The following is a 20,926-nucleotide window of genomic DNA, read 5'->3' as shown; positions in this document are numbered from 1 at the left end:
AAAAAAATACCTCCTGATGCATGGCAGCAGGAGGCTTTTGTTATTTTCTCGCTTAGCTAATCAAGTCTAACGAAACCTGTTTTAGCGCCACTCGACCAGAGAGATTCCGACGCCTAACTTGGTTTGTTTGACGTTGTAATCGATCATACTTTCGCCATAACCAGTAAACAATTGCAAGTAGCCATGCACCCCGCTACCGATCGGAAAAGCCCAGTCGAGCTGTGCTGAGCCACGCGACTCGGCACCGCCCTTAAGACTATGGCGGCCGCGTAAAGTGAACACATGATGTCCCATCACACGCGTGATTAAGAGTTCGCCGCGTCCTAGGTAATTCTCTATGCCAGGATTATCATCATCCGCGGCAGCTTCTTTAATGCGCCACCAGGGACGCAGACTCAGACTCCAGTCGCCTTTTTCCATACCGATTTCAGCAATCACGCGGTTCCAGCTACGCGACAAAGGTTGCGCCCGGCCATTCGATTGATGGGTCAGACTCACGCCAGCGATGCGGCCTTGCCAACCGAAAATTTCATATGGCGTATGAAACACTGCCATCACTTCTGGCTCATAATTAGTTTCGCGGAAAGGTCGCGACAAAGCTGGCGTGTACACCTGCCAACGCGAAGACTGGGTATAACCGGCCCACAGATTGGCATCCAGGCCCAGAGGATTTTCCCACAGCTTGGCTTTCAAACTGATCTGGAATTTCGCTTCCAGCGGATTCAAAGGCGCGCCGGTATTCTTAGAAGTGTGATTCGGCGAAGGCGAACTAGGGTTATTATTAATTTCACTGGTATAGGTCACCGGCAACACATACATGGGTTTATAGGCGCGTGGCAAAAAGCTCCCGGTTGATTTGCTGGAATCGAGCTCCCAACGATCGACCATATTCGAACCTATGCGCTCTTGACGAATTTTTTCGTATTGCGCTTGTTTAGCCGCTGCTTGGCTAGCCTCGCTGGCATTTTTTTCACTCGCCTGATCCGGTGGCAAAATCGCTATCGGAGCAGTCCTGCCGCTGGCCTGGTCATAGCAAGCCAAACGTTCACTGTCCTTGAGGATTTGCGTGCATCCTGTGTCGACTGCCATCGCCTGACTGGAAAGCACCAAGAGTGTTGTGCTACAGAGTAATTTTTTCATTGCGTTTTTTTAGCTAAATTTGCCAGACGGCGATTAAACAAGGATGCGAATTTTCATGGCATTTTATCATCAACATTTTGCTTTTGGGCAAACCTGCGCAAATACAGACGCTCCTGCAACAAGCACTCATAGACATTCCCCAAAAAAATGGCTACAGTGAGTTTTGCGACAACACCCGCAAAAAAACACCATCCCAAACGCGCCGATTAATAAGGCTGAGCAAGTATCGCTGACCAAGTATTACTGAATAAAATTGCTGAATAAAATCGCTGAATAATATCGCTGACTAAGTATCATCAACCACCCGGGGGCAATGATGTCTATACACGCAAGAAAATTCCGTCTCATCACACGCAGCGATTTTGACGGCCTAGTCTGCGCCGTCTTGCTCAAGCATCTAGATCTGATCGACGACATACAGTTCGTTCATCCTAAAGACATGCAAGATGGGAAAATTACCGTCACAGAAAACGATATTTCTACCAATCTACCGTATGTAGAAGGGGTGCATCTAGCCTTCGATCATCATCTATCCGAGACCCTGCGCAATAGTGAAACACGGACCAACCATGTGATACAACCGGATGTGCCATCGGCGGCCAGAGTCGTCTACAACTATTACGGCGGCCTCAAAGCCTTCCCGGCCTCTTGGGATGAGATGATGGCGGCAGTCGACAAAGGCGATTCCGCCCAATTTAACCGTGATGAAGTACTCAATCCGCAGCGCTGGGATTTATTGAATTTTCTGATGGATGCCAGAACCGGCCTGGGGCGTTTCCGCGAATTTAGAATTTCGAATTACAACCTGATGATGGATCTGATTGATTTTTGTAAAAATCACGGCATAGATGAGATCATGCAGATCCCCGATGTCAAAGAAAGGGTCGATCTGTACTTTGAACACGAGGCGAAATGCAAAGAACAAATCCTGCGCTGCGCCACAGTTCACAAAAATCTGGTGGTACTGGATTTACGTAAGGAAGAGATTATTTACGCTGGCAACCGCTTCCTGATCTACGCCATATTCCCAGACACAAATATCTCTATCCACGTGTTGTGGGGTCTGAAAAATCAGAACACCGTCTTTGCTACCGGCAAATCCATACTCAATCGCACATCCAAAACCAATATCGGCCCATTGATGCTGGAATACGGTGGCGGCGGGCACGAAAATGCCGGCACTTGCCAGGTAGAAAATGAGAATGCCGAAACTGTATTGGGCACCCTGATCACACGCATTTGCCTAGATGGCTGAGTTAAAAATTTTAAACTGCCAAATTCAAGCGAGAGGAGGAGGAAACTGTTTTCCCCTCCTGTTATAGATTTAAAATCGAGCACAAATTAACTGACAAAAAAATACCTATAAGTGACATTTATTCTTTGTGAATTTTCAATCTCTGACCTACACTCAACTTTCAGCAAGCAGCGTCACAGAATATAGTTAATACAATTGTGCACTAGTTTGCTCATCTAATAGGAGCCACTATGAAGCATCAATTGCCCCCACTAGGCAGCGCGACCGCGCTCGCCCTGTCCCTCAGTTTAATCGCTTGCGGTAGTGGTTCTAGCTACGATACGCCAAGCGTCACGCCTACACCTAGCGGCATCAGTTACGATACCATTATCAATGACGGTCTCATCAAGGGTGCCATCGCCTGTTTAGACATTAATCTTAATGGAAAATGCGATACCAACGAGCCGACCTCGGCCAAATCGGACGCAAATGGTAAGGCAACTATACTGGTGCCCGTGGGCACAGATGGCACAAAATTTCCTATCCTAGTCGAGATCCCCGCCGATGCAGTAGATGCCGACAATCCCACAGGCACGGTAGGCACGGCTTACACCCTGAGTGCGCCCGCCGGCAAAACTGGCTATATCAGCCCTTTGACGACCATGGTGCAAACCTATCTGCTGCAAAATCCTAGCGCCGGCGTAGATGCTGCGGTGGCAGCGGTCAAAGAACAGCTCAAACTGAGCGGCTCGCCTCTAGACAATATCGTCGGAAAAACGGATGACGACTCGCTGAAAGCGGCTGATGCGGGGCGCGTATTGGTCAAAATAAAACAAGCGCATCTGGACGATTTAAAAACGCTGATGGACAGCGACAGTAGTCTCAGCAAGGCGCAAGTAGAAGCTTTGTTGAATAAACGCTTATTGGAACTGCTCGCGTCTTTGCAGGAAAAACTCAAGAGTGGAAAACTGTCGCTGGCAGATCTGGCAGCTGCAGTAGCGGAGATAAAAGAACTCACACATATCGACAAAGATAGTCTGAAAGATGCTTTGGAAGACGATAAAAATCACAGCGAAGACAAGCTTGATGTGAGCGCACTCACAGCGGGCGCCAGTGTACGCTGGTTCAGTTACGCCAACAGCCTAGGCAAGATCAGTTATTTTGTGCGGCAATTTGTGGTGACCGATGACGATATCAAAGACGCAGCGACCACAGGCAGGTATTTTTATACCGATCAACGCTATCAAATGATAAAGGACATCAAGAAATCTAGCGGTAACGACTGGGGGCGCAGCGAAGTGTATTTTACCGGTACAGCATGGTTTGCATGTCCAGCAGATTTCAAAAATACCGCGACAGTCAGAAATGCCGCGGGTGAAAATTTCTCAACTTACTGCGATGCACTTAAAAGCAAAACAGTACGCACTGTAAAAGATATTAGCGGTAAAAACATTAAAGATGTGATCACTGAAATTAGGAAATTTCCGTACGCAGATGTGAATTATGGCAGCTACAAATTCTGGGGTGCCGATCCAGCAACTGCGGGCTTAGATGTAGCATTCGTCGCTGGCTCCAAGCTGTTTTACCATGTTACAAGCGAGATCGAAAACCCACTATCGTATAGCAGTTTAAGCGAAGATAAAATGCTACTAGGTGCGCCAACCGGTACTCAGGTATTGGCCACTACTTTAGATGACATGATCAGCAGCTACCCACTAAGTGCCTTGACCGATGGCGTGTATATAGGCGGCAGAAATAGCTTGCATTTTAAAACCATAACACTAGGTACTGCCGCCGATCCGATACTCGATACCAGTGGCGGGAAAACCGGCACCGTGAGTTTTTATCCACTCAGTAGATATCGGGTCGCGTTCAATCCAAGCGAAAAACAAGCGCGCATTTATCGTTGCAAAGTGGTAGCCAACGATACTGCAGTCGACAGATATGTCGCAAATAGTAGCTACGGATGTACCAGCGTTAGCGATACCGCCTACAAAATCGAAACCAAGGCAGATGCACGGGTATTAAGTTTCGCCAAAATGCCAGATGAGTTAATCCCGCTGTGGCGCAATGACAGGGTGTATGTAGAGCGTGATAGCAACGTCATGCTAGGAGGCCGCGCCCGTCTCGATTCCAACCGCGAATTGCGCCTGAATGGAGTAGCGATGGATCAGCTACGCGGCATCTTAAATATTAACTAGCACGCATTAATTTGTATCAAAAAAAGCCCAGACCGTATTCAGGTTTGGGCTTTTTAGTTTTGCTATCATTTTTTTTCGCTTAGGCGATCTTCTGGCCCGCCTTCCAGACACCCATGACCACCGGTATCTGTCCATGCATGCGTACCCGGATGAAGTCAGCCTTTAAGCCCAGCGCGATTTCACCTCTATCGTGCAGGCCTATGAGTCGGGCCGGATTGCGGGTTACGGTGGCGATTGCTTGCGGTAGACTAAAACCATCCTGCTGCAACAAAAATGCCGCATGCAATAAACTGGCGGGGACGTAATCAGAAGACAGCACATCGAGCAAACCGGCACGTGCCAAAGTACTAGCGGCCACATTGCCGGAATGCGAGCCGCCACGAACACGATTCGGCGCGCCCATGATAATGCTCCAACCATGCGCACGGGCCGCCTGCGCTGCCGCCAGCGTGGTCGGGAATTCAGCAACACTGACGCCGTCGGCCACGCCCTCACTGACGTGTTCCAGAGTAGTGTCATCATGCGTCGCCAGGCAAATAGGATGAGCGCGCTCGGCACACAGCTGTACCACTCTTTGGCGATTCTCGGCGGCATGTAACTGCTGGCGTTCCCGCATATGCTCTAGCATGGAATCGACTTTCTCTTCACTCCAGCCGCGCTTGCCGCCGACATACACGCGATAATGATGCAGATCAGTCCACTGACGCTGCCCGGGAGTATGGTCCATGAGAGACACCAACTTCACACGCTCATCATGCAAGAATGGCTTAAACATATCGATTAAGTCTGGCTCGGCCAATTCCAAACGCATGTGCAAAAAATGCTCGACGCGCAATAAAGACGCATCGGCGGCCTCTTGCAAACCCTGGGTGCAACTGCTGAGTGTCTGCATACGCACGCTGTTGGCATCCAGATCACCTACCGCAATCGCATCGAGCACGGTGGTGATACCGGCAGCTGCGATCTCGGCATCATGCGCCAAGATAGCGGGCAATACTGGCCAATTCACCTTGGGGCGCGGCATCAAATGTTTTTCGAGATTGTCTGTGTGCAACTCAACCAAACCTGGAAGCAGGTAGTCGCCTTGCCAGTCCTCTATACTTAGATCAGGCGAACTTGCGATGCTGCCAAACTCAGCGATCAGGCCATCTTGCACCATTAGCGATCCATAGGCGAGCGCATCGGCAGTGATAATACGTGCGTTTTTAATAAATAAGTGATTGATGCTTGATTTCATAGACAAACAAAGACAAGATAGAGGAAGTATAACAATTCACAGTATCACACCTTCTTGGCTTTAATCTATCTCGCTAACAATCGCTAACAGAAAATAGTGCAATATTCTTTCCTTTAAGGAAGACTTAAACATGGCACGTTATGCGCTGTATTTTGCACCTGAAACCGGTAGCCAATGGTGGCTGGCAGGTAGTCTATGGTTAGGACGGGATAGCGCCTCTTCGCGCGCGCTGGCACAAGTCCCTATCGCGGGTCTGAGCAAAGAATTGCTCCATCATTACACCCGCGATGCACGTCGCTATGGTTTTCATGCCACCTTAAAAGCACCATTTCGTCTCGCTCAGGGTTATACGCTCGCCGTTTTAGAAGAAAAATTGAGCAGCTTTTGCAGCCAGCAACGCCCTATCATCGTCCCCTCACCGCAAGTCTTATGGATGGGGAGTTTTCTGAGTTTACGCCCGAATTGCGAATGCCCATCGCTCGATGCCCTAGCGATGCGCTGCGTGCGCCAGTTTGCAGAATTGAGTGCACCACTGAATAACACGGAAATGGCCAGACGCAATAGTCAGGCACTCAGTTTGCGCCAGCAAGAATTGATGCAGCGCTGGGGTTATCCGTATACTGAAGAAGAATATCGCTTCCATCTCACCCTCAGCGACACCATGACTTACTGCGATGAGACGCATACCAACATTTTGCGCGATGCCGCGGTCAAACACTTTCAGATCACTGAAAGCATGTGCATCAAGGGCATCGCACTATTTTGTGAAGATGAACCAGGGGCAGACTTCAGATTACTTAAGCGCTATCAATTTCCAGTGTAGACAGCCGCTACAAAATCGCAGCCAGAGTTTTTTCTAAGCCGTTTCCTACCGTCTGCATGAAGGCGCGCACTCGCGCGGTATTGCGTAAATCGGCGTGGGTAAGTATCCAAAGAGGTGTCTGCAAGGCCTCGATAGGCGCGGATAAAGCGACCAGGCCCGGCGTATCAAGCGCGACAAATTCTGGCAATATTGTCAGTCCTAATCCGGCTCTTAGTAATGCCAGCGCACTAGGAAAATGATCGGCACGCGCCACGATAGCACTCAGCGCGACATGCGCATCTATCCACCGATCATAAATTCTGTCCTGCCCATCAAATCCTATCCATGGAAAATCACTAAGTAAACCGGCCATATCAGGCAATGCATGTCCGCGCAGAGCCAGGATACGCGGGTCCTGATGCCAGCCGTAGACCCTTACCCGTATTTGCCCTAGTTGCCGTCCGACTAAAGTATCTGGCACTTCCCTGGTCATACGCAAGGCAATATCGGCCTCTCGCCGTGCCAGATCGACGCGTTCTCGGCTGGCCCTTACTTCCACCACGATTTTTGCGTGTTCAGCATGAAACAAAGCCAAAGCTGACGGCAACAAATGCAGCGCCAATACATGTGCTGTACTAACGCGCAAGTTACCAGTTAGCCGCGTATCGCCGCCCATAATATGTCGTTCAGCCTGCGCCACTAGCGGCTCGCACTGCTCGGCACTTAGTCTTAAGGTTTCGCCAGCGGCAGTGGCTTGGTAGCCACTACGCAGGCGCTCAAACAAACGCACCTGCAAACGTTCTTCGATCACATCAAGCCGACGCAATACCGTGGTATGCGTCACCCTCAAGCTTCTTGCGGCTGCCGAGAGTGAGCCGCTACGCGCCAATGCCAATACATAGCGCAAATCATCCCAATCGATACGGCTAGCATAGGGAATTTTATCGTCAGAAATTTTTACCGACATAGGCTCACTCTAACTGTGCGTTTCCGCAAATAAAAACTGCAAATTACCACATATTCAGTGCAAATATTAACACCTATAATGGCATCTCATCCAACTAAACAAGCCATGCATCATGAATACTCTGCGCACTATATCCGACAAAAACCGCTATCCTTATGGGCTAAGAAGTCTGGCAAGCTACGCCGGACGATGCCTAGCCCGTATCAATGCGCACATCAATTCACAGCCCTTGGCATCGCATCACAGATTAGGAAGTTGGCAAAAATCGCGTTGGAGCAAGCATTAAATAGAGCGCTCAAGTTTTCCACCGTTTACGTTTAGTCGCGCGCCACAATCTATAAGATTATTTGGCGCAAATCCTAGCCGCACACTATTGCCATTCAGGCTAAAAATGTGCACACGCGATTTGCGCTATCACAAACTAAAATTCAGTAATAGCGCTCAAACAGTGCGCATCAAGCGACACTTCTATAAAATGGCGAATTAGTTTGCAGTCGCGCTTAATAACGACACTTTCAAACGTCCGATTCTCTATTGCATTCCCCTATGACACACGCCACCAACACGGAGCCTAGCGCTCAACAAGCCGCTAGCATCGCAACCGCAGCACGCCATATCAGCGATATTTTGAGCTTTGCATTTAAGCATGATGACAGCCACGCTGCCGTGGTGGTGTTCGATACCCGCTGTGAGTTGGCTCTAGCTTTGACTGCGGCATATCGTCGCGCCTTGCCTAAGGCGCAGTTCATAGACTTTGACACCAGCACGCCGGAAGCGGTATTGGCAATGCTGGCTCCGCTAGTCGCCTCCGATCTGGTGGTACTGATACAAAGTACCAATTTTCGTATGGACGCCTTCCGTATCCGGGTCGAGCTGTTCAAGCGTGAGCTCAAGGTCATCGAGCATCCGCATCTAGGGCGTATGCCTGGCGAGCAAGTGTTGTACTACATCGATGCGCTGGCTTACGACCCTGCCTACTACCGAGGCGTCGGCAATGCGCTAAAACAAAAGATCGATGCCGCCAGCCATGGCGTGGTCGATAGCGGAGGTGAGAAGTTAATCTTCGCCTCGCCGTTTGAATCGGCCAAACTGAATATCGGCGACTATAGCGAAATGAAAAACGTCGGCGGTCAGTTCCCTATCGGTGAAGTATTTACCGAAGCCAAAGATCTGCAAGCGGTCAGTGGCCGGGTCCGCATCTTCATCTTCGGCGACACCACTTTTAGCGTTAATCAACCAGCTCAGCCGATCACGCTGGTAGTGGAACAAGGCCAGGTGATAGCAGCACTAGACTCGACACCGGAATTCGATCAGGTACTGGCGAATATTCGCGCCGATGAAGGCGGCGTGGTCTGGGTGCGCGAACTTGGCTTTGGCATGAACCGCTCGTTTACCAAAGACCGCACCGTGAGCGACATCGGCACTTACGAGCGCATGTGCGGCATCCACTTATCGCTGGGCGCCAAACACGGCATCTACGGGAAACCGAATTTTAAACGCGGCGACGGCAAACACCACGTCGACGTCTTCGCCGTCACCGAAACGGTCTTGCTGGACGATGAAGTGGTGTATCGCGATGGTCAGTGGGTGGTCTGATTTGTCGGCACAAACTTTAGTTTGCCTGTGCTGAATCTGATTTAGTGACCAGGGAACTGTTTGCCTCTCTTGCTAGTCGAAGGCGCAGACTACATTTCCACTAAAAAAACGATAGGACCGCATGTTACCCAAACTACTCAGCCTTAGCATCGCATTGGCGTTTTCTAGCAGCTTAGCATTGGCCGCGAATAATCAAAGTACGGCCTCGGTTGTCAGCGCTACTGCTAGTGAATTGACACTAGAGCAGGTCTACCGCGCCAAAAGCTATGCAGGCCAGGCCGCGAGTCAGTTGCACTTTAGCGCAGATGGCCGTTATCTGGCGTATTTGTGGAATCCTTTCGGTGAAAATGGTTCCGACCTTTACCTGCACGACACGCTCACAGGCAGCACGAGCCGCATCACTTCGCCTACCCTCATGAAAAGCTACGATGCCCCAGAGGACTGGCTGCGCTTCGATAAAAAGGCTCTCCAAAAAGAACAAGAAGAAAGCGAGCGGCAAGCCAAGGCCGAAGCCCACGCTGCCTATTTGCGCGGAGAGAAAGTCGATCTGAGTCTCTGGGAAACCGCCGCATTAGCGGGCATCAAACAAGAACTGGCAGATAAAAAAACCAAAGACGCCACCAAAAAAGCCATGCTCGCGGCCGATGCCGCCAAAGAAAAAATCGCCATGGCAGCCTTAGGAAAAACCAATAAAGCCGAGGCCGGCAAAGCGGATGCAGATAAAAAAGACGAGAAAGCCGACAAGAGTTCAGAAGACGATAAGGCCAAGGAAATCTGGGAATTGCGCGACGAACTGAAAAAGAAACTCGTCAAAGAAAGGCTCAAAGCCAGCGATCTCTATCCCGGCGTCGAGAACCTGGCATGGGCAAAAAAGGCCAATGAACTGATCTTCCAATACCGTGGTGATCTATTCCGTCTGCAAGCAGCCACTGGCAAGATAGCGCGCCTAACTCAGACCGATAAAGCTGAACGCCTGATCGGCTATAGCGCCGAAGATCAAGGCTATTTGTACATGGACGACAAGCGCATTTATAGCGCCAATTTTGAGAATGGTGATTTGCGTCAACTCAACCGCGAATTAATCCATCCGGACGACGCCGATAAAAAATACAGCATCAAAGAAACCGTCTTAAGCGAAGACCGGCGCTGGATGGCGATCAGCGCGGAAGCCCCAGACGCGGTGCCAGAAGCTGGCAAACCCGCACCAGCGGCGGAGCGCCAGGTCGAAATCATGAATTACAGCGAACGTTTTGCCAGCGCTAAAAAAGTGCCGCGCGAAGTCTCGGATGACAAACGCAAAGTACTTGCCAGTGCGCTCTACATACGCCGCGTCAGCGAGAATAATGCAGATCCAAAATTGCAAGCTCCGCCTGTGTTTAGCAATGAAGGCGGCGATGTCTGGTTTGAAATGAGTAAAGTAAGCTGGGCCAAGGACGCCAGCCGGTATACCTTTTCAACCTGGGAACGTGAGAAGCAATTGCTGCGCATCTATGTAGGCAAAGCCGATGAAAACCTCAAACCGACGCTAGTGTTTGAGCAACGCGGCGATGTCGGCCACGAGGTGGTCAATGTCATCGCACCGCGCTTTACACCGGATGGCAAGAGCCTCATTGCCATTCTGGATCAGAACGGCTACCGCCAACCCTACCTGATCGATAGCGACGCTAAAGACGGCAAGGGCAAGGCACAAGCTCTACTCAAGGGCAATTTTGAGGCGCATCACATCATAGGTTTTAGCCCAGACAGCAAAACCATGTTGGTGCTGGCCAATCGCGACGATTTTGCCGCCATGAATGCGTATAGCGTCAAGCTAGCCGATGGCAGTATGACGGCGCTTGGTCAGGCTGGCGACTTTCATCGCAACAGCGCGATGGCAGAGAACGGCCAACAATTGGTCAGTGTTGCAGGCCAATGGTCTAAGCGCCCTGAGCTGCAATTAATCAAGCTCGATACGCGTGCCCGCAGTGTGCTGACCGATAGCCACGACCCGCAATGGAAAAATATTGACCTCTTACGCCCCGCCCGGTTTAGCTATGCGAACCGGCACGGTGATGCGATCGAGGCGTATGTCTTCAAACCGGCCAACTGGCAAGCCAGCGATCTGCGCCCTGCGGTGGTGTACACCTACGGTGGCCCGCTCAATGACAGGCATATCGTCGAGACCGACAGTTTTCAAGCGACTGCCTATTTATTCGGCATGTATATGGCGGCCAAACATGGTTATGTGATGGTTGCCGTCGATCCGCGCGGACACTCCAATTACGGGCGAAAATTCAGTGACGCCAACTGGGAACAAGTCGGCAAACCACAAACCGAAGACCTGCAAGACCTGGCCAGTTATATGCAAAAAAATCTAGGCGTCGATGCCCAGCGCATAGGTTTAACAGGATGGAGTTTCGGTGGCTTCCAAACCCAATACACCATGTACACCAGCCCCGACACTTTTGCCGCTGGCATCGCCGGAGCCGGCCCCACCGAATGGGAAAACTATAATAGCTGGTACAGCGGCCGCACCATAGGCAAGACCGAACGCAGCAAACCCACGCTGCGCCGCTACTCCTTATTACCGCTCACCACAGGACTAAAAAAACCACTGATGCTGGTACATGGTATGCAAGATCCGAATGTGCTGTATCAGGATACCGTCAACGTGTATCGTGCCTTATTGGAGAACGGCAAGGAAGGTCTAGTCGATCTGTTCCTAGATCCAGACGGCGAACATGGCCTCGATGGCGTCGTCAAAGCCAAGGGTCGCCACAAGAAATACGAAAGCTTCTTCCTCCAGCATTTGGGCGTTGCCAAGTAAATCGCTAGTGTCAGCAAGTTAGGTAACTGTTCAGCCTGCTATACAAAGCCCTTCTCCCGCTCGCGGGACAAGGGTTGGGGTGAGGGTAGTTCAAATTTGCACAATGTTTGATTTTTCATATTGCTAAGCGCATCAGCTATTTGAAGACAAGCCTTGCTCAATCGTCCTCCCTTGCAGTGCGCATATTCGCATATAAGCGAATATTGCTACACAGGTGGATGGCATGCTATCCAAATTCCCTGTTCCGCCCCCGGCCCTCTCCCGCTAGCGGGCGAGGGAGTTTTCATCGCTGGCTGAACAGTAACAAGTTAGTGTAATAAAAAACACCCCTGCCCGCTCGCGCATATTCCATGCGGCTTTGCGGGCAGGCAGGCTGGCGAGGCGCATGGAATATGCGCGCTGGGCCTTGCATCAAAAAAATCCTGATTGGCCGCAGCCGCTAGATCTACTCATCTCTGGCAAGGGAAGTATCTGGCGCGACAGCTTGCATCGCCAGATCCGGATGCTGCCAGTGCGGTAGTGCGCGCAGACGCGCCAGCCAGCGCTGCAGATGCGGGTAGGCGCTTTCGTCTATCCCGACTTGATCTAACCAAAACAAATACGCAGAACAACTGAGGTCGGCAATACTGGGACCGGACGGCAGCAAGAAATCCTGCGCAGAGACGGCCGCATCCAGCCTGGCCAGATCGGCCAGCACGCGCTGCCGCAGGTAATGCAGAACCTCGGGCGGTTGCGCGCTCCAGCGTAGCGCATAACGCAGATTGGGCAGGCTAAATCCTATGCGATTGCTTTCCCATGAGAGCCATTCAAGCACGCCCTGCCATTCCGTTTCAGCGCCTGCCAGTTTGCCGACGCGCTGCGCCAGATACATCAGAATCGCATTCGACTGGCACATAGCTTGCCCTTGATCGAGCAATACCGGCACCTCGCCAAATTTACTGGCCGCCACAAAGGCCGCCAATCTGTGTGACTGAGGCAGAGCCAGATCTATCCACTGATATGCGTGTGGGCTTGCCGTGAGCAATAAAAACGCACGGATTTTGTAGGAGTGACCGGAGTCGGTACTGCCATAAAGTAGCATGCTTACGCCCTCAAAAAAGATTCACTAAAAAACGCCCTAAATAATTCTATGGCACACTGCGCTCACGCATATCCCATGCGGTTCTGCGGGCAGGCAGGCTGGGAAGGCGCATGGAATATGCGCGTCACAGCAGGCTCATTAAAAACACCGGGCGCCTCAACTGGCCTCAGGTACCGCAAAAGGTACGGTAACATGCTGCCGCGCTGGCCGGCCCTGGCTCGGCATACGAGGCCCACTCCGCCCTTTCTTGATACGGGTTTTGCAGCACCTCTAGCAATTGTTCGAAGGCTTCAAAATCACCTTGCAGCGCGGCATTCAAAGCTTGTTCGACCAGATGATTGCGCGGAATATAGGCAGGATTAACGGCACGCATCGCGCTGGCGCGCTGGGCTAAAGCTTCCGGCACCTGTGCCTGGTTCAGCACACGTTGGCGCCACAGTGGCAACCAGCGATCGAGCTTTGCGCTGTCCTGATACAAAGCGTGCAAGCCGCTAGCAGCTTGGTTAGCTGGTGACGCTAGCAGCTCCGCCAGAGCGCGAAACGCCAGCGTAAAATCGACGTCCTGCCCTTCCATACTCGTCAGAAAATCTTTGGCCAATTCCATATCACCCGGCTGCTCACCTACCCAACCCAGCTTATCCCGCATACCCGTCAACCAATGCGCCTGATAGCGTTGCGGAAAACTATCTAACACCGCAGTCGCTAGCAGCACGGCGCGTTCCGGGTCTGGATCGATCAGCGTCAATAAAGTTTCGGCCAGACGTGCCAGATTCCATTGCGCGATCTGTGGCTGATTGCCATACGCGTAGCGACCTTGTCTGTCGATAGAACTGAATACGGTGTTGGGGTCGTAACTATCCATGAAGGCGCAAGGACCGTAGTCGATAGTCTCGCCCGAGATCGTCATATTGTCAGTATTCATCACGCCGTGAATAAAGCCGACCAGCATCCACTGAGCCAACAAAGCAGCTTGCCGTTCACTGACGGCTTGTAGAAAACTCAAATAGGGATTTTCGTGATCGGCCAATGCGGCATCGTGGCGCGCTATCGCATAGTCGGCCAGTTGACGCAGTGCGATCTCATCATCTTGTGCTGCCACAAACTGAAATGTCCCTACCCGCAGATGACTGCTGGCGACGCGGGTCAGCACCGCACCGGGCAACACGGTTTCGCGTACGACCGCCTCGCCAGTACTGACCACGGCCAGTGCTCTGGTGCTCGGTATGCCCAAGGCATACATGGCTTCACTGATCAAGTACTCACGCAGCATCGGTGCCAGCGTGGCCTTGCCATCACCACCACGCGAGAAGGGGGTAGCTCCAGAACCTTTAAAGGCGATGTCGCGGCGCTGTCCTAGCATATCAATCACTTCGCCCAACAAGAGCGCACGTCCATCCCCCAACTGCCCAGAAAATCGTCCGAACTGATGCCCGGAATACGCCTGCGCCAAAGGCGTGGCGCCAGCCGGAGCCAGATTACCGGAGAAGATCGCGGCACCGAGCTCGCCATCTAAAAGCGCGACATCAAGCCCGAGTTGCGCAGCCAGAGTCTGATTCAATTTGCGCACGTTCGGCTGCGGCACCTGCGCCGCTTGCCACGGTGCGTACAGGCCAGCCAGTTCACGCGCATAGCTGTTATCAAACGCGAAGCCAGCAGTATTGTTAGGGTTGGTATTAGGCATAGGATTAGGCTTTCTCGTGCAACATAAAGGCTGCCGCGCCAGTGGCGATCAAGTCATTTTTCTCATTTTTGAGCGTCATCAGCACATTGGCGATGCGCTTGCCCAGACGCGTCACTTCAGCGCTGGCGGTAAAGCTCTTGCCCAATCCTGGTTGTAAATAATCAATGCGCAGATCGATGGTACTCATGCGTGAAAATTCCTTCAGCTGCGACATCGCATCGTCCTTAGGACTATGCTGCGCCATCTTGAGCAAGATCGCAAAACCAGCCATGCTATCGAGCACCGAGGCGATCACGCCACCATGCAACATGCCCTTGGAAAAATTACCCAACAATTGTTCGCGCATATCGATACTAATCTGCGGATTATCAGGGTCAAAGCTACTCAGCTTAATTCCCAGCAGCTGACAAAATGGGATTTTTTCTTCCATCACATGCTTGAGTAAAGCCTGAAATTCTGGGTTTTGGATAATGTGCTGGGTCATGCCGGGAATATCCTTGCGATCAATGTTGAAAATATGCGTCACTCTAACATTTACTCAACTCTGCCACCTAAGCACTGCAGATTTGGGGCGTATCTGATGAACTTTCTCTCGAATTTTTTCCATATAAATTCCGGTGAGAAACTTCCGTCGCGTGCTATTTTTCATCCGTTGTTTTTTTACTCGCAGCTCTTCAGACTGAAATTTCACTGTGATGACAGTGTGCACAAAGATTATATTTTTCATAGCAAAATAGGCATCAATATATCGTCAATTGATGCGTATTTTTCCACCAAAAGATGTCCTCAGATCAGACGCTTTTCATTGAAAATCGAATAAAGATTCTAAATATATTCTGTAAGAAAAAAAGCAATTCCTTTAATCTTTATTACGTGATGCAGCACTCTTGACCCCATTCAAAAGTACCGTATTACCGGGCCTCGTCTACGCTGAAATAATCAGCTAGCGAGTGCTCCGTTAAGTGTCAACGCACATGTTTCAACGCATATAAAAATAATTTACTCACCACTGGAGATTTAACATGAAACTGTTCAAGAAACTCGCCCTCGCAGCAGCTTTGTCGTCTTTCGCAATGGCGGCATCTGCCATGTCGACTATTGATGATTCCGACCTGAGCCAAGTCAGCGGTCAAGACGGTGTGTCTATCGCGGCTAACCTGAACATCAACATCGGCTCTTTCGTCTACACAGACACTGATGCTACTGGTGGTTCTATCAGCCATAACAACATCTCTATCACTGGTTCTTTGGCTGCGACTATCGACATCATCAACAACGCGACTTTCGTCACTGAAGCGCAAGGTGCTGGCTCAGTATTAGGCGTTATCGGTGGTGCTGGTGCGCCGGCTTTCATGCCAACTGGCGATGTCGTTAAAATCGCGGTTCCTCAAATCACAGTAGCTGCTGGTCATGAGTTGAACATGTCTGTTGCCAGCATCAAGATGGGTCATAGCACTGCGTCTTTCGGCTCTACCGCTTTGAATGACATCAAATTGCAAGGTACTACTGCTTACATCTGGGCGCACTAAGCTGAAAATTGTTTGAACTTCTTTTGTAAAAGAAACGGCAGCGCTCCCCCGCTGCCGTTTCTTTTCGCTCTGCTGCATTCTGTATTTTTCCATGCATGCCTATCACTGCGGTGCGCATCGCTCTCACTGGATTCACATCCTGCCTCGCATCTATTCAAAATAAAAACAGCATACCCAATATACAGGCGGGCTTCCGACCCAAATGGTGGATTAGCTTACGCCTGCAACTGCTATCACGTAGCGTCTATGGAGAAGACCGGCGCTACCGTTACCGTGCGCTGTACAGCGGCGCGACGCTGCTAGTCGAGATCAATTTCAATAAGGGCGGTAAGCTCGATTATTTAGAGATTACGCCTGAGTAGAGTTTGATTGCGCCTCAGTCTATCAAAGCTTTTCTTGTAAAAATTTGAGCAGACGCGGCGCCATTAATCCTGGATAACTATGCGCACTCTTAATCTCGTCCGAGGCCCAGTAATGCGGGGCGCCCGGCAAGACTTGCGACTGCACAGAAAACCCGGAAGTTTGAAGAGCCTTGGCAAAAGCGCCTGACTGACTGGCACTATCGACCCTATCGTCCTTGCTACCCCAGGCCAAAAAGAAGGCGGTCTGATTATTGCCACGCGTGACGTAAGACAGCGGCGAGGCGTCGAAATACACGCGGCGGTTATCGGCTAAGCTGGTGCCGAGAAACATCTGAGCAATATTATCGCTGGCATCATGCACGCTATCGTATTGCCACTGTGCAGCCATATCATAGACCCCATAAATGCCGACGCAGACTTTGACCTTGCTACTGGCTCTGGCGTAAACATCATCGGCATAACTGCCGGAAAATGCTGCTTGATCCGCTGTTAAAGCGGCCAAGGCTGCCAGATGCGCACCAGCCGAATCGCCCATCAGGCCAATACGATTCGGGTCTATCTGCATGCTAGCCCCACGCTCGCGCAAAAATTGCACAGCGGCGCGCACATCATTGAGCGCGGCCGGATACAAATTCTGGTTTGCCTTAGTCAGGCGATAATTGATCGCAAACACGGCATAACCGCGCTGCGCCAGATACGGCCCCCAATACTGGTACAGTTGCGCATCGGCAAACTGCCAATCGCCACCATGTACCGCTACCAGCACAGGATGAGCACCGGCCGCCTTCGGTACATACAAGTCTCCGGTCAGCGCAACGCCATCGTGCGTTCCGTATTGCAGGCTACGGCGCAGATCATAGTTGGCCTCAGGCTGTGCTGCCGACGAGGCCAAAGAAAAGAAAAAAGTGCTAAGGAACAACAAGCCGGCAAATAGTTTCATCACATCCCTCATTATCGAATCCTGAGGTGGATGGACAAGCTAAGCCTATGAAGGTTCACTTATCTTGCGCATGGCAGTAAAAGTACCGCGTGAGCAGCATATTGTGCTCACTCCCCTGTGGTATCAAACGACGGTCTTTTTTATAAGAAATCGCTATCTGAACACGCCCCACCACACCGCCATCAGCGCTGCTAACAACACCAAGGCAACTACTGGTCTAGACTGCTGTATTGCTGCACCATCAGCGAGCTGCTTTTTTCCAGTCAGCATGGCACGTACCAAGTTTTCTTTCTGCAGCACACTGGTCGCCACAACCGCTGCGATATGCAAGACCACGATCGCCATCAGCAGACTCGCCATCACTTCATGGACTTCCGACAACCATTCACCACCGATCTCCTGATAAGTGAGATAGCCGCTCACAACAATGATTATCGTGCTGAATAAGATGGCGATGATCGCCAATGCACCGGCGGGATTATGCCCGACATGCTGTTGTGCCTGTCCGCGCAGATGCGAGAGAAAATAGGCTTTTACCGCGGATGGTCCTTTGACAAACTCAGAGAAGCGGGCATACCGTGTGCCGAGCACACCCCAGATCAGCCTAAAACCTACCAGTAGCCCCATCGAATACCCGAAACTGATATGCCATAATTTCCAAACTTCACTTTCAGCAGTCAACCAGGCGCCGGCAAAACACAGCGCCAGCGACCAATGAAACAAGCGCAGCGGGAGATCCCACACCAGACCGCTGTTTTTTTGTGGCGTAGTCATTTTGGAATCCTGACACTGTCATCATCAAAATCGCCCTTGCTGGCTTGCTGATGGCATGCCATGCAATTGGAGCGGCTCTTGATGGAAGCGCGCAACCACACGTCTTTCTTAATTTCGCGATGTTTGCGGTTGAACCACTCGCTATTGGTGATGCGGTTCTCCGGCGGTACCTCGGCAAATTTCCGTGCGCTAGCGCCATAGGTTTGCAACCATGCAGAGATCTCTTTCAGCGCTTTCGGATCTATGCTGGCGTCACTGCCATAGTGCTTATCGAGCGTGCCCATGATGCTTTGCCAGGATTTAGCTGGCAGTAAGCCGGGCGCATATGCGGTATGGCAACTGGCACATTCCGCCGTATAGGCTTTCGGTATGCTGACCGGCATCCCGACATCGTCGGCCATCGCCATAGGGGCGTAAATAAACAGCGCCAGCACCGAGGCCAGCCCGGATTTAATGAGGCTTGCCGCAACCTGTGTTTGCAAGAGGTTTTTCATGTCAGTTCTGCCTTTACTTAATGGTGAGTAGCCAAGCGATCACATCCGCTTTTTCTTGCGCGCTGCATTCTCTGGAAACCACGTCTTTACAGTTGCGCTTGAACCACTTCTCCGACTTGGCCGCATCGGTAAAGCGATTGAGGTTGGCGGCCGGTGCCAGTGGCTCTATCCGTTTTCCGGTCACAATATGCTCTGTCACCTTGTTCGGTTGCGCGGTATGGCAACTGGCACAGCTCCATTCCTTGCCATGCTTGCTGTTAAAAAATTGTTCGCCACGTGCGACCGATGCTTTTCCAGAAGCAGCCTCATACGCCTTTTGCATGTCGACCGGGCTATCGGCCCAGGCCTGACTAAATGCAAGGTCAAACATCAGTAACAAGAAAGAGAATAAAGTTTTTTTCATGATTACTCCTAGTGTAAAAAAGCGCCGACATCATTGATGGCCACGTCATCATAGTGTGCGCGAATTCTTAAGAGCTTCTTATGCAATGAGGATATCAAGCGATTTAAATTGAAGGTTTCATTGCGAATTATCAAACCTCGGTAGCGCCAGGCCAAAAAGACGTTTGCAGCATCGCGTCTCTGCTGCCACAATTTCCTTCGCGAGACCTCAGGCATTTAGCACAGGATGGTGCGAGTCGCCTATCATTGCGCCATGGCTGTACAAATTTTTAGACTAAGGAAGTGAACAATGTCATTTAATGGCGAACTCGACGAACTCGATGACCTCGATGAGCACGATGAAGAAACCCCTTCCAAACATCTGGCTGCCAAGCGCAGCACTCTGGTCAGCGTCGTCACAAATATCGGTTTGACGATCACCCAGGTCGCCGCCGGGATATTCTCAGGGTCGCAAGGCTTGATCGCTGACGGCATCCATTCTCTCTCGGATCTGGTCGCCGATTTCGTCGTGCTGTTTGCCAATCACCATAGCCAAAAAGGCCCGGACGAAGATCATCACTATGGGCATCAACGGTATGAGAACGCCGCCTCGCTGACCTTAGGTGTACTGTTATTGATAGTTGGTGCCGGCATGTTATGGAGCTCGTTTCGCAAGATGGAGCAGCCCGAGTCTATCCAGCAGGTAAAAGCCATCGCCTTATGGGTGGCGCTAGGCGCACTAGTGGCCAAGGAGTTGCTGTTCCGTTATATGTTGCGCATAGGTGAGCAGGTCAGGTCCAGCATGTTAATTGCCAATGCCTGGCACGCCCGCTCGGATGCGGCGGCGTCGTTAGTGGTGGCGATAGGCATCATCGGCAATCTGATGGGCTATGCCATGCTCGATCCGGTGGCGGCGATGATCGTTGGTTTTATGGTGGCAAAAATGGGCTGGGGATTTTCCTGGGATGCGCTGCACGATTTGATGGATAGGGCGGTCGACCAAAAGAGTTTGGCAAGCATACGCCAGACCATCAGCGACACCCCCGGCGTATTAGGCTGGCATGACCTGAAAACGCGCAAAATGGGCGACTTAATCCTGGTCGATGTGCATCTGGAAATCGATGCCGACATGAGCGTCGCACAGGGTCATGACATCGCACTCGATGCCCGCAAACGCGTCATGCAAAAACATGCGGTGTTAAACCTCATGACCCACGTCGATCCGGTCAAACTGACGAACGCGACGCCAACTTAATTACTCAGAATAATTTTAGAGGCAACCCGCTCACGCATAGTCCATGCGCCTTGGCAGCCTGCATGGCCGGAAAGGCGCATGGGATATGCGCGCTGGCAGAGCGGTGTTTTGGTTTTGCTTTGCGCCTGTTCTGCAATAAATAGTCGTCCCTCGTAGGGATGCAATTGCCGGCGGCGGCTTGATCGATCCAGCGGTCGCCAATCACCACGCGACGATAGAATAAAATAAGCCAGATAAGCCCAAACTAGCACCATCATGGTTTCAACAAAAATCCGCCAATAAACCTATACTCCCCCGTTTTTAGCATCAAATAGACCTATTTGCGCATATACAACGTGCGCACTTAAAAAACACTAGGGGGAGTATGCTGTAAAAGTAGGGAAGACTCACTTCCAAGACTACCAAGCAGCGCAGGCGTGTTGCGGCGCATGAAATGCCTAGGGAGC

General features: G+C 51.2%; 19 protein-coding genes. 8 read left to right on the top strand and 11 right to left on the bottom strand.

All coding sequences use genetic code 11. From position 1 onward, the window contains the following. Nucleotides 1-81: 81 nt before the first annotated feature. Complete coding sequence (locus EJN92_RS11775) at nucleotides 82-1,140, bottom strand: phospholipase A (protein WP_126127999.1); 1,059 nt, start codon at nucleotides 1,138-1,140, stop codon at nucleotides 82-84. Between the two features lie 316 nt (nucleotides 1,141-1,456). Between EJN92_RS11775 and EJN92_RS11770 the strand changes: the two genes are divergently transcribed. Together EJN92_RS11770 and EJN92_RS11765 are read left to right on the top strand one after the other, a co-directional pair. Then, nucleotides 1,457-2,395 carry an exopolyphosphatase gene (locus EJN92_RS11770; RefSeq protein ID WP_126129896.1) on the top strand — a complete coding sequence of 313 codons (939 nt, stop codon included), beginning with the start codon at nucleotides 1,457-1,459 and terminating at the stop codon, nucleotides 2,393-2,395. A gap of 230 nt (nucleotides 2,396-2,625) precedes the next feature. Then, the gene (locus EJN92_RS11765; RefSeq protein WP_126127998.1) at nucleotides 2,626-4,575 is read left to right on the top strand and encodes a hypothetical protein; all 1,950 of its coding nucleotides are present in this window, start codon (nucleotides 2,626-2,628) and stop codon (nucleotides 4,573-4,575) included. A gap of 79 nt (nucleotides 4,576-4,654) precedes the next feature. Here the strand turns inward: EJN92_RS11765 and EJN92_RS11760 are convergent, their stop codons facing one another. Beyond that, complete coding sequence (locus tag EJN92_RS11760) at nucleotides 4,655-5,812, bottom strand: alpha-D-ribose 1-methylphosphonate 5-triphosphate diphosphatase (protein WP_126127997.1); 1,158 nt, start codon at nucleotides 5,810-5,812, stop codon at nucleotides 4,655-4,657. Between the two features lie 130 nt (nucleotides 5,813-5,942). On the opposite strand from EJN92_RS11760, the gene EJN92_RS11755 reads away from it, so the two are divergent. Further along, the gene (locus EJN92_RS11755; RefSeq protein WP_126127996.1) at nucleotides 5,943-6,635 is read left to right on the top strand and encodes a DUF1045 domain-containing protein; all 693 of its coding nucleotides are present in this window, start codon (nucleotides 5,943-5,945) and stop codon (nucleotides 6,633-6,635) included. Nucleotides 6,636-6,642: 7 nt separating this feature from the next. Here EJN92_RS11755 and EJN92_RS11750 read toward each other — a convergent pair whose 3' ends face one another. Then, nucleotides 6,643-7,581, bottom strand: a complete 939-nt coding sequence (locus EJN92_RS11750; protein WP_126127995.1) for a LysR family transcriptional regulator — start codon at nucleotides 7,579-7,581, stop codon at nucleotides 6,643-6,645. A gap of 546 nt (nucleotides 7,582-8,127) precedes the next feature. Between EJN92_RS11750 and EJN92_RS11745 the strand changes: the two genes are divergently transcribed. Both EJN92_RS11745 and EJN92_RS11740 read left to right on the top strand, forming a co-directional pair. Further along, on the top strand, nucleotides 8,128-9,177 hold the full coding sequence (locus EJN92_RS11745; protein ID WP_126127994.1) for a M29 family metallopeptidase: 1,050 nt from the start codon (nucleotides 8,128-8,130) through the stop codon (nucleotides 9,175-9,177). Nucleotides 9,178-9,298: 121 nt separating this feature from the next. Beyond that, nucleotides 9,299-11,983: a S9 family peptidase gene (locus EJN92_RS11740; RefSeq protein WP_126127993.1), complete on the top strand. Its 2,685-nt coding sequence runs from the start codon at nucleotides 9,299-9,301 to the stop codon at nucleotides 11,981-11,983. A gap of 445 nt (nucleotides 11,984-12,428) precedes the next feature. Here EJN92_RS11740 and EJN92_RS11735 read toward each other — a convergent pair whose 3' ends face one another. From EJN92_RS11735 to EJN92_RS11725, 3 genes are all read right to left on the bottom strand, one after another. Continuing rightward, the gene (locus tag EJN92_RS11735; RefSeq protein ID WP_126127992.1) at nucleotides 12,429-13,064 is read right to left on the bottom strand and encodes a glutathione S-transferase family protein; all 636 of its coding nucleotides are present in this window, start codon (nucleotides 13,062-13,064) and stop codon (nucleotides 12,429-12,431) included. 166 nt (nucleotides 13,065-13,230) lie between these two features. Further along, entirely contained in the window at nucleotides 13,231-14,745 is a 1,515-nt protein-coding gene (locus EJN92_RS11730) for a protein adenylyltransferase SelO (RefSeq protein WP_126127991.1), read from the bottom strand. A 4-nt stretch (nucleotides 14,746-14,749) separates the two neighbouring features. Further along, nucleotides 14,750-15,229 carry a thioesterase family protein gene (locus EJN92_RS11725; protein ID WP_126127990.1) on the bottom strand — a complete coding sequence of 160 codons (480 nt, stop codon included), beginning with the start codon at nucleotides 15,227-15,229 and terminating at the stop codon, nucleotides 14,750-14,752. Between the two features lie 538 nt (nucleotides 15,230-15,767). Between EJN92_RS11725 and EJN92_RS11720 the strand changes: the two genes are divergently transcribed. Both EJN92_RS11720 and EJN92_RS11715 read left to right on the top strand, forming a co-directional pair. After that, the gene (locus EJN92_RS11720; RefSeq protein WP_126127989.1) at nucleotides 15,768-16,274 is read left to right on the top strand and encodes a DUF6160 family protein; all 507 of its coding nucleotides are present in this window, start codon (nucleotides 15,768-15,770) and stop codon (nucleotides 16,272-16,274) included. 95 nt (nucleotides 16,275-16,369) lie between these two features. Next, a complete protein-coding gene (locus tag EJN92_RS11715; protein WP_126127988.1) occupies nucleotides 16,370-16,636 on the top strand; it encodes a hypothetical protein in 267 nt (88 codons plus the stop codon). Nucleotides 16,637-16,658: 22 nt separating this feature from the next. Here the strand turns inward: EJN92_RS11715 and EJN92_RS11710 are convergent, their stop codons facing one another. The 4 genes from EJN92_RS11710 to EJN92_RS11695 all read right to left on the bottom strand — a co-directional run bounded on the left by EJN92_RS11710 (nucleotide 16,659) and on the right by EJN92_RS11695 (nucleotide 19,247). Beyond that, nucleotides 16,659-17,576: an alpha/beta hydrolase gene (locus tag EJN92_RS11710; protein ID WP_157984362.1), complete on the bottom strand. Its 918-nt coding sequence runs from the start codon at nucleotides 17,574-17,576 to the stop codon at nucleotides 16,659-16,661. Between the two features lie 153 nt (nucleotides 17,577-17,729). Beyond that, nucleotides 17,730-18,350, bottom strand: coding sequence for a cytochrome b/b6 domain-containing protein (locus EJN92_RS11705; RefSeq protein ID WP_126127986.1), 621 nt, complete (start codon nucleotides 18,348-18,350; stop codon nucleotides 17,730-17,732). Further along, nucleotides 18,347-18,844, bottom strand: a complete 498-nt coding sequence (locus EJN92_RS11700; RefSeq protein WP_227869520.1) for a diheme cytochrome c — start codon at nucleotides 18,842-18,844, stop codon at nucleotides 18,347-18,349. Before EJN92_RS11700 ends, EJN92_RS11705 begins: the two co-directional genes overlap by 4 nt. A gap of 13 nt (nucleotides 18,845-18,857) precedes the next feature. Further along, nucleotides 18,858-19,247: a DUF1924 domain-containing protein gene (locus EJN92_RS11695; RefSeq protein WP_322348658.1), complete on the bottom strand. Its 390-nt coding sequence runs from the start codon at nucleotides 19,245-19,247 to the stop codon at nucleotides 18,858-18,860. A 288-nt stretch (nucleotides 19,248-19,535) separates the two neighbouring features. Here EJN92_RS11695 and EJN92_RS11690 point away from each other — a divergent pair, with 288 nt between their 5' ends. Then, nucleotides 19,536-20,480, top strand: coding sequence for a cation diffusion facilitator family transporter (locus EJN92_RS11690; protein WP_126127985.1), 945 nt, complete (start codon nucleotides 19,536-19,538; stop codon nucleotides 20,478-20,480). Here the strand turns inward: EJN92_RS11690 and EJN92_RS21565 are convergent. Then, nucleotides 20,477-20,737, bottom strand: a complete 261-nt coding sequence (locus EJN92_RS21565; RefSeq protein WP_126127984.1) for a hypothetical protein — start codon at nucleotides 20,735-20,737, stop codon at nucleotides 20,477-20,479. The two genes, EJN92_RS11690 and EJN92_RS21565, sit on opposite strands and share 4 nt — an antisense overlap. Nucleotides 20,738-20,926: the final 189 nt, after the last annotated feature.

Origin of the sequence: Undibacterium parvum (assembly GCF_003955735.1) — a bacterium.
Classification (GTDB): domain Bacteria; phylum Pseudomonadota; class Gammaproteobacteria; order Burkholderiales; family Burkholderiaceae_D; genus Undibacterium; species Undibacterium parvum.
This window is presented reverse-complemented; position numbering and strand designations above follow the sequence as displayed.

What these genes read in the sequence shown, in the direction of transcription:
- EJN92_RS11775 (WP_126127999.1), bottom strand. Translation starts at nt 1,140, where the DNA reads ATGAAAAAATTACTCTGTAGCACAACACTCTTGGTGCTTTCCAGTCAG.
- EJN92_RS11770 (WP_126129896.1), top strand. Translation starts at nt 1,457, where the DNA reads ATGTCTATACACGCAAGAAAATTCCGTCTCATCACACGCAGCGATTTT.
- EJN92_RS11765 (WP_126127998.1), top strand. Translation starts at nt 2,626, where the DNA reads ATGAAGCATCAATTGCCCCCACTAGGCAGCGCGACCGCGCTCGCCCTG.
- EJN92_RS11760 (WP_126127997.1), bottom strand. Translation starts at nt 5,812, where the DNA reads ATGAAATCAAGCATCAATCACTTATTTATTAAAAACGCACGTATTATC.
- EJN92_RS11755 (WP_126127996.1), top strand. Translation starts at nt 5,943, where the DNA reads ATGGCACGTTATGCGCTGTATTTTGCACCTGAAACCGGTAGCCAATGG.
- EJN92_RS11750 (WP_126127995.1), bottom strand. Translation starts at nt 7,581, where the DNA reads ATGTCGGTAAAAATTTCTGACGATAAAATTCCCTATGCTAGCCGTATC.
- EJN92_RS11745 (WP_126127994.1), top strand. Translation starts at nt 8,128, where the DNA reads ATGACACACGCCACCAACACGGAGCCTAGCGCTCAACAAGCCGCTAGC.
- EJN92_RS11740 (WP_126127993.1), top strand. Translation starts at nt 9,299, where the DNA reads ATGTTACCCAAACTACTCAGCCTTAGCATCGCATTGGCGTTTTCTAGC.
- EJN92_RS11735 (WP_126127992.1), bottom strand. Translation starts at nt 13,064, where the DNA reads ATGCTACTTTATGGCAGTACCGACTCCGGTCACTCCTACAAAATCCGT.
- EJN92_RS11730 (WP_126127991.1), bottom strand. Translation starts at nt 14,745, where the DNA reads ATGCCTAATACCAACCCTAACAATACTGCTGGCTTCGCGTTTGATAAC.
- EJN92_RS11725 (WP_126127990.1), bottom strand. Translation starts at nt 15,229, where the DNA reads ATGACCCAGCACATTATCCAAAACCCAGAATTTCAGGCTTTACTCAAG.
- EJN92_RS11720 (WP_126127989.1), top strand. Translation starts at nt 15,768, where the DNA reads ATGAAACTGTTCAAGAAACTCGCCCTCGCAGCAGCTTTGTCGTCTTTC.
- EJN92_RS11715 (WP_126127988.1), top strand. Translation starts at nt 16,370, where the DNA reads ATGCCTATCACTGCGGTGCGCATCGCTCTCACTGGATTCACATCCTGC.
- EJN92_RS11710 (WP_157984362.1), bottom strand. Translation starts at nt 17,576, where the DNA reads ATGAAACTATTTGCCGGCTTGTTGTTCCTTAGCACTTTTTTCTTTTCT.
- EJN92_RS11705 (WP_126127986.1), bottom strand. Translation starts at nt 18,350, where the DNA reads ATGACTACGCCACAAAAAAACAGCGGTCTGGTGTGGGATCTCCCGCTG.
- EJN92_RS11700 (WP_227869520.1), bottom strand. Translation starts at nt 18,844, where the DNA reads ATGAAAAACCTCTTGCAAACACAGGTTGCGGCAAGCCTCATTAAATCC.
- EJN92_RS11695 (WP_322348658.1), bottom strand. Translation starts at nt 19,247, where the DNA reads ATGAAAAAAACTTTATTCTCTTTCTTGTTACTGATGTTTGACCTTGCA.
- EJN92_RS11690 (WP_126127985.1), top strand. Translation starts at nt 19,536, where the DNA reads ATGTCATTTAATGGCGAACTCGACGAACTCGATGACCTCGATGAGCAC.
- EJN92_RS21565 (WP_126127984.1), bottom strand. Translation starts at nt 20,737, where the DNA reads ATGATGGTGCTAGTTTGGGCTTATCTGGCTTATTTTATTCTATCGTCG.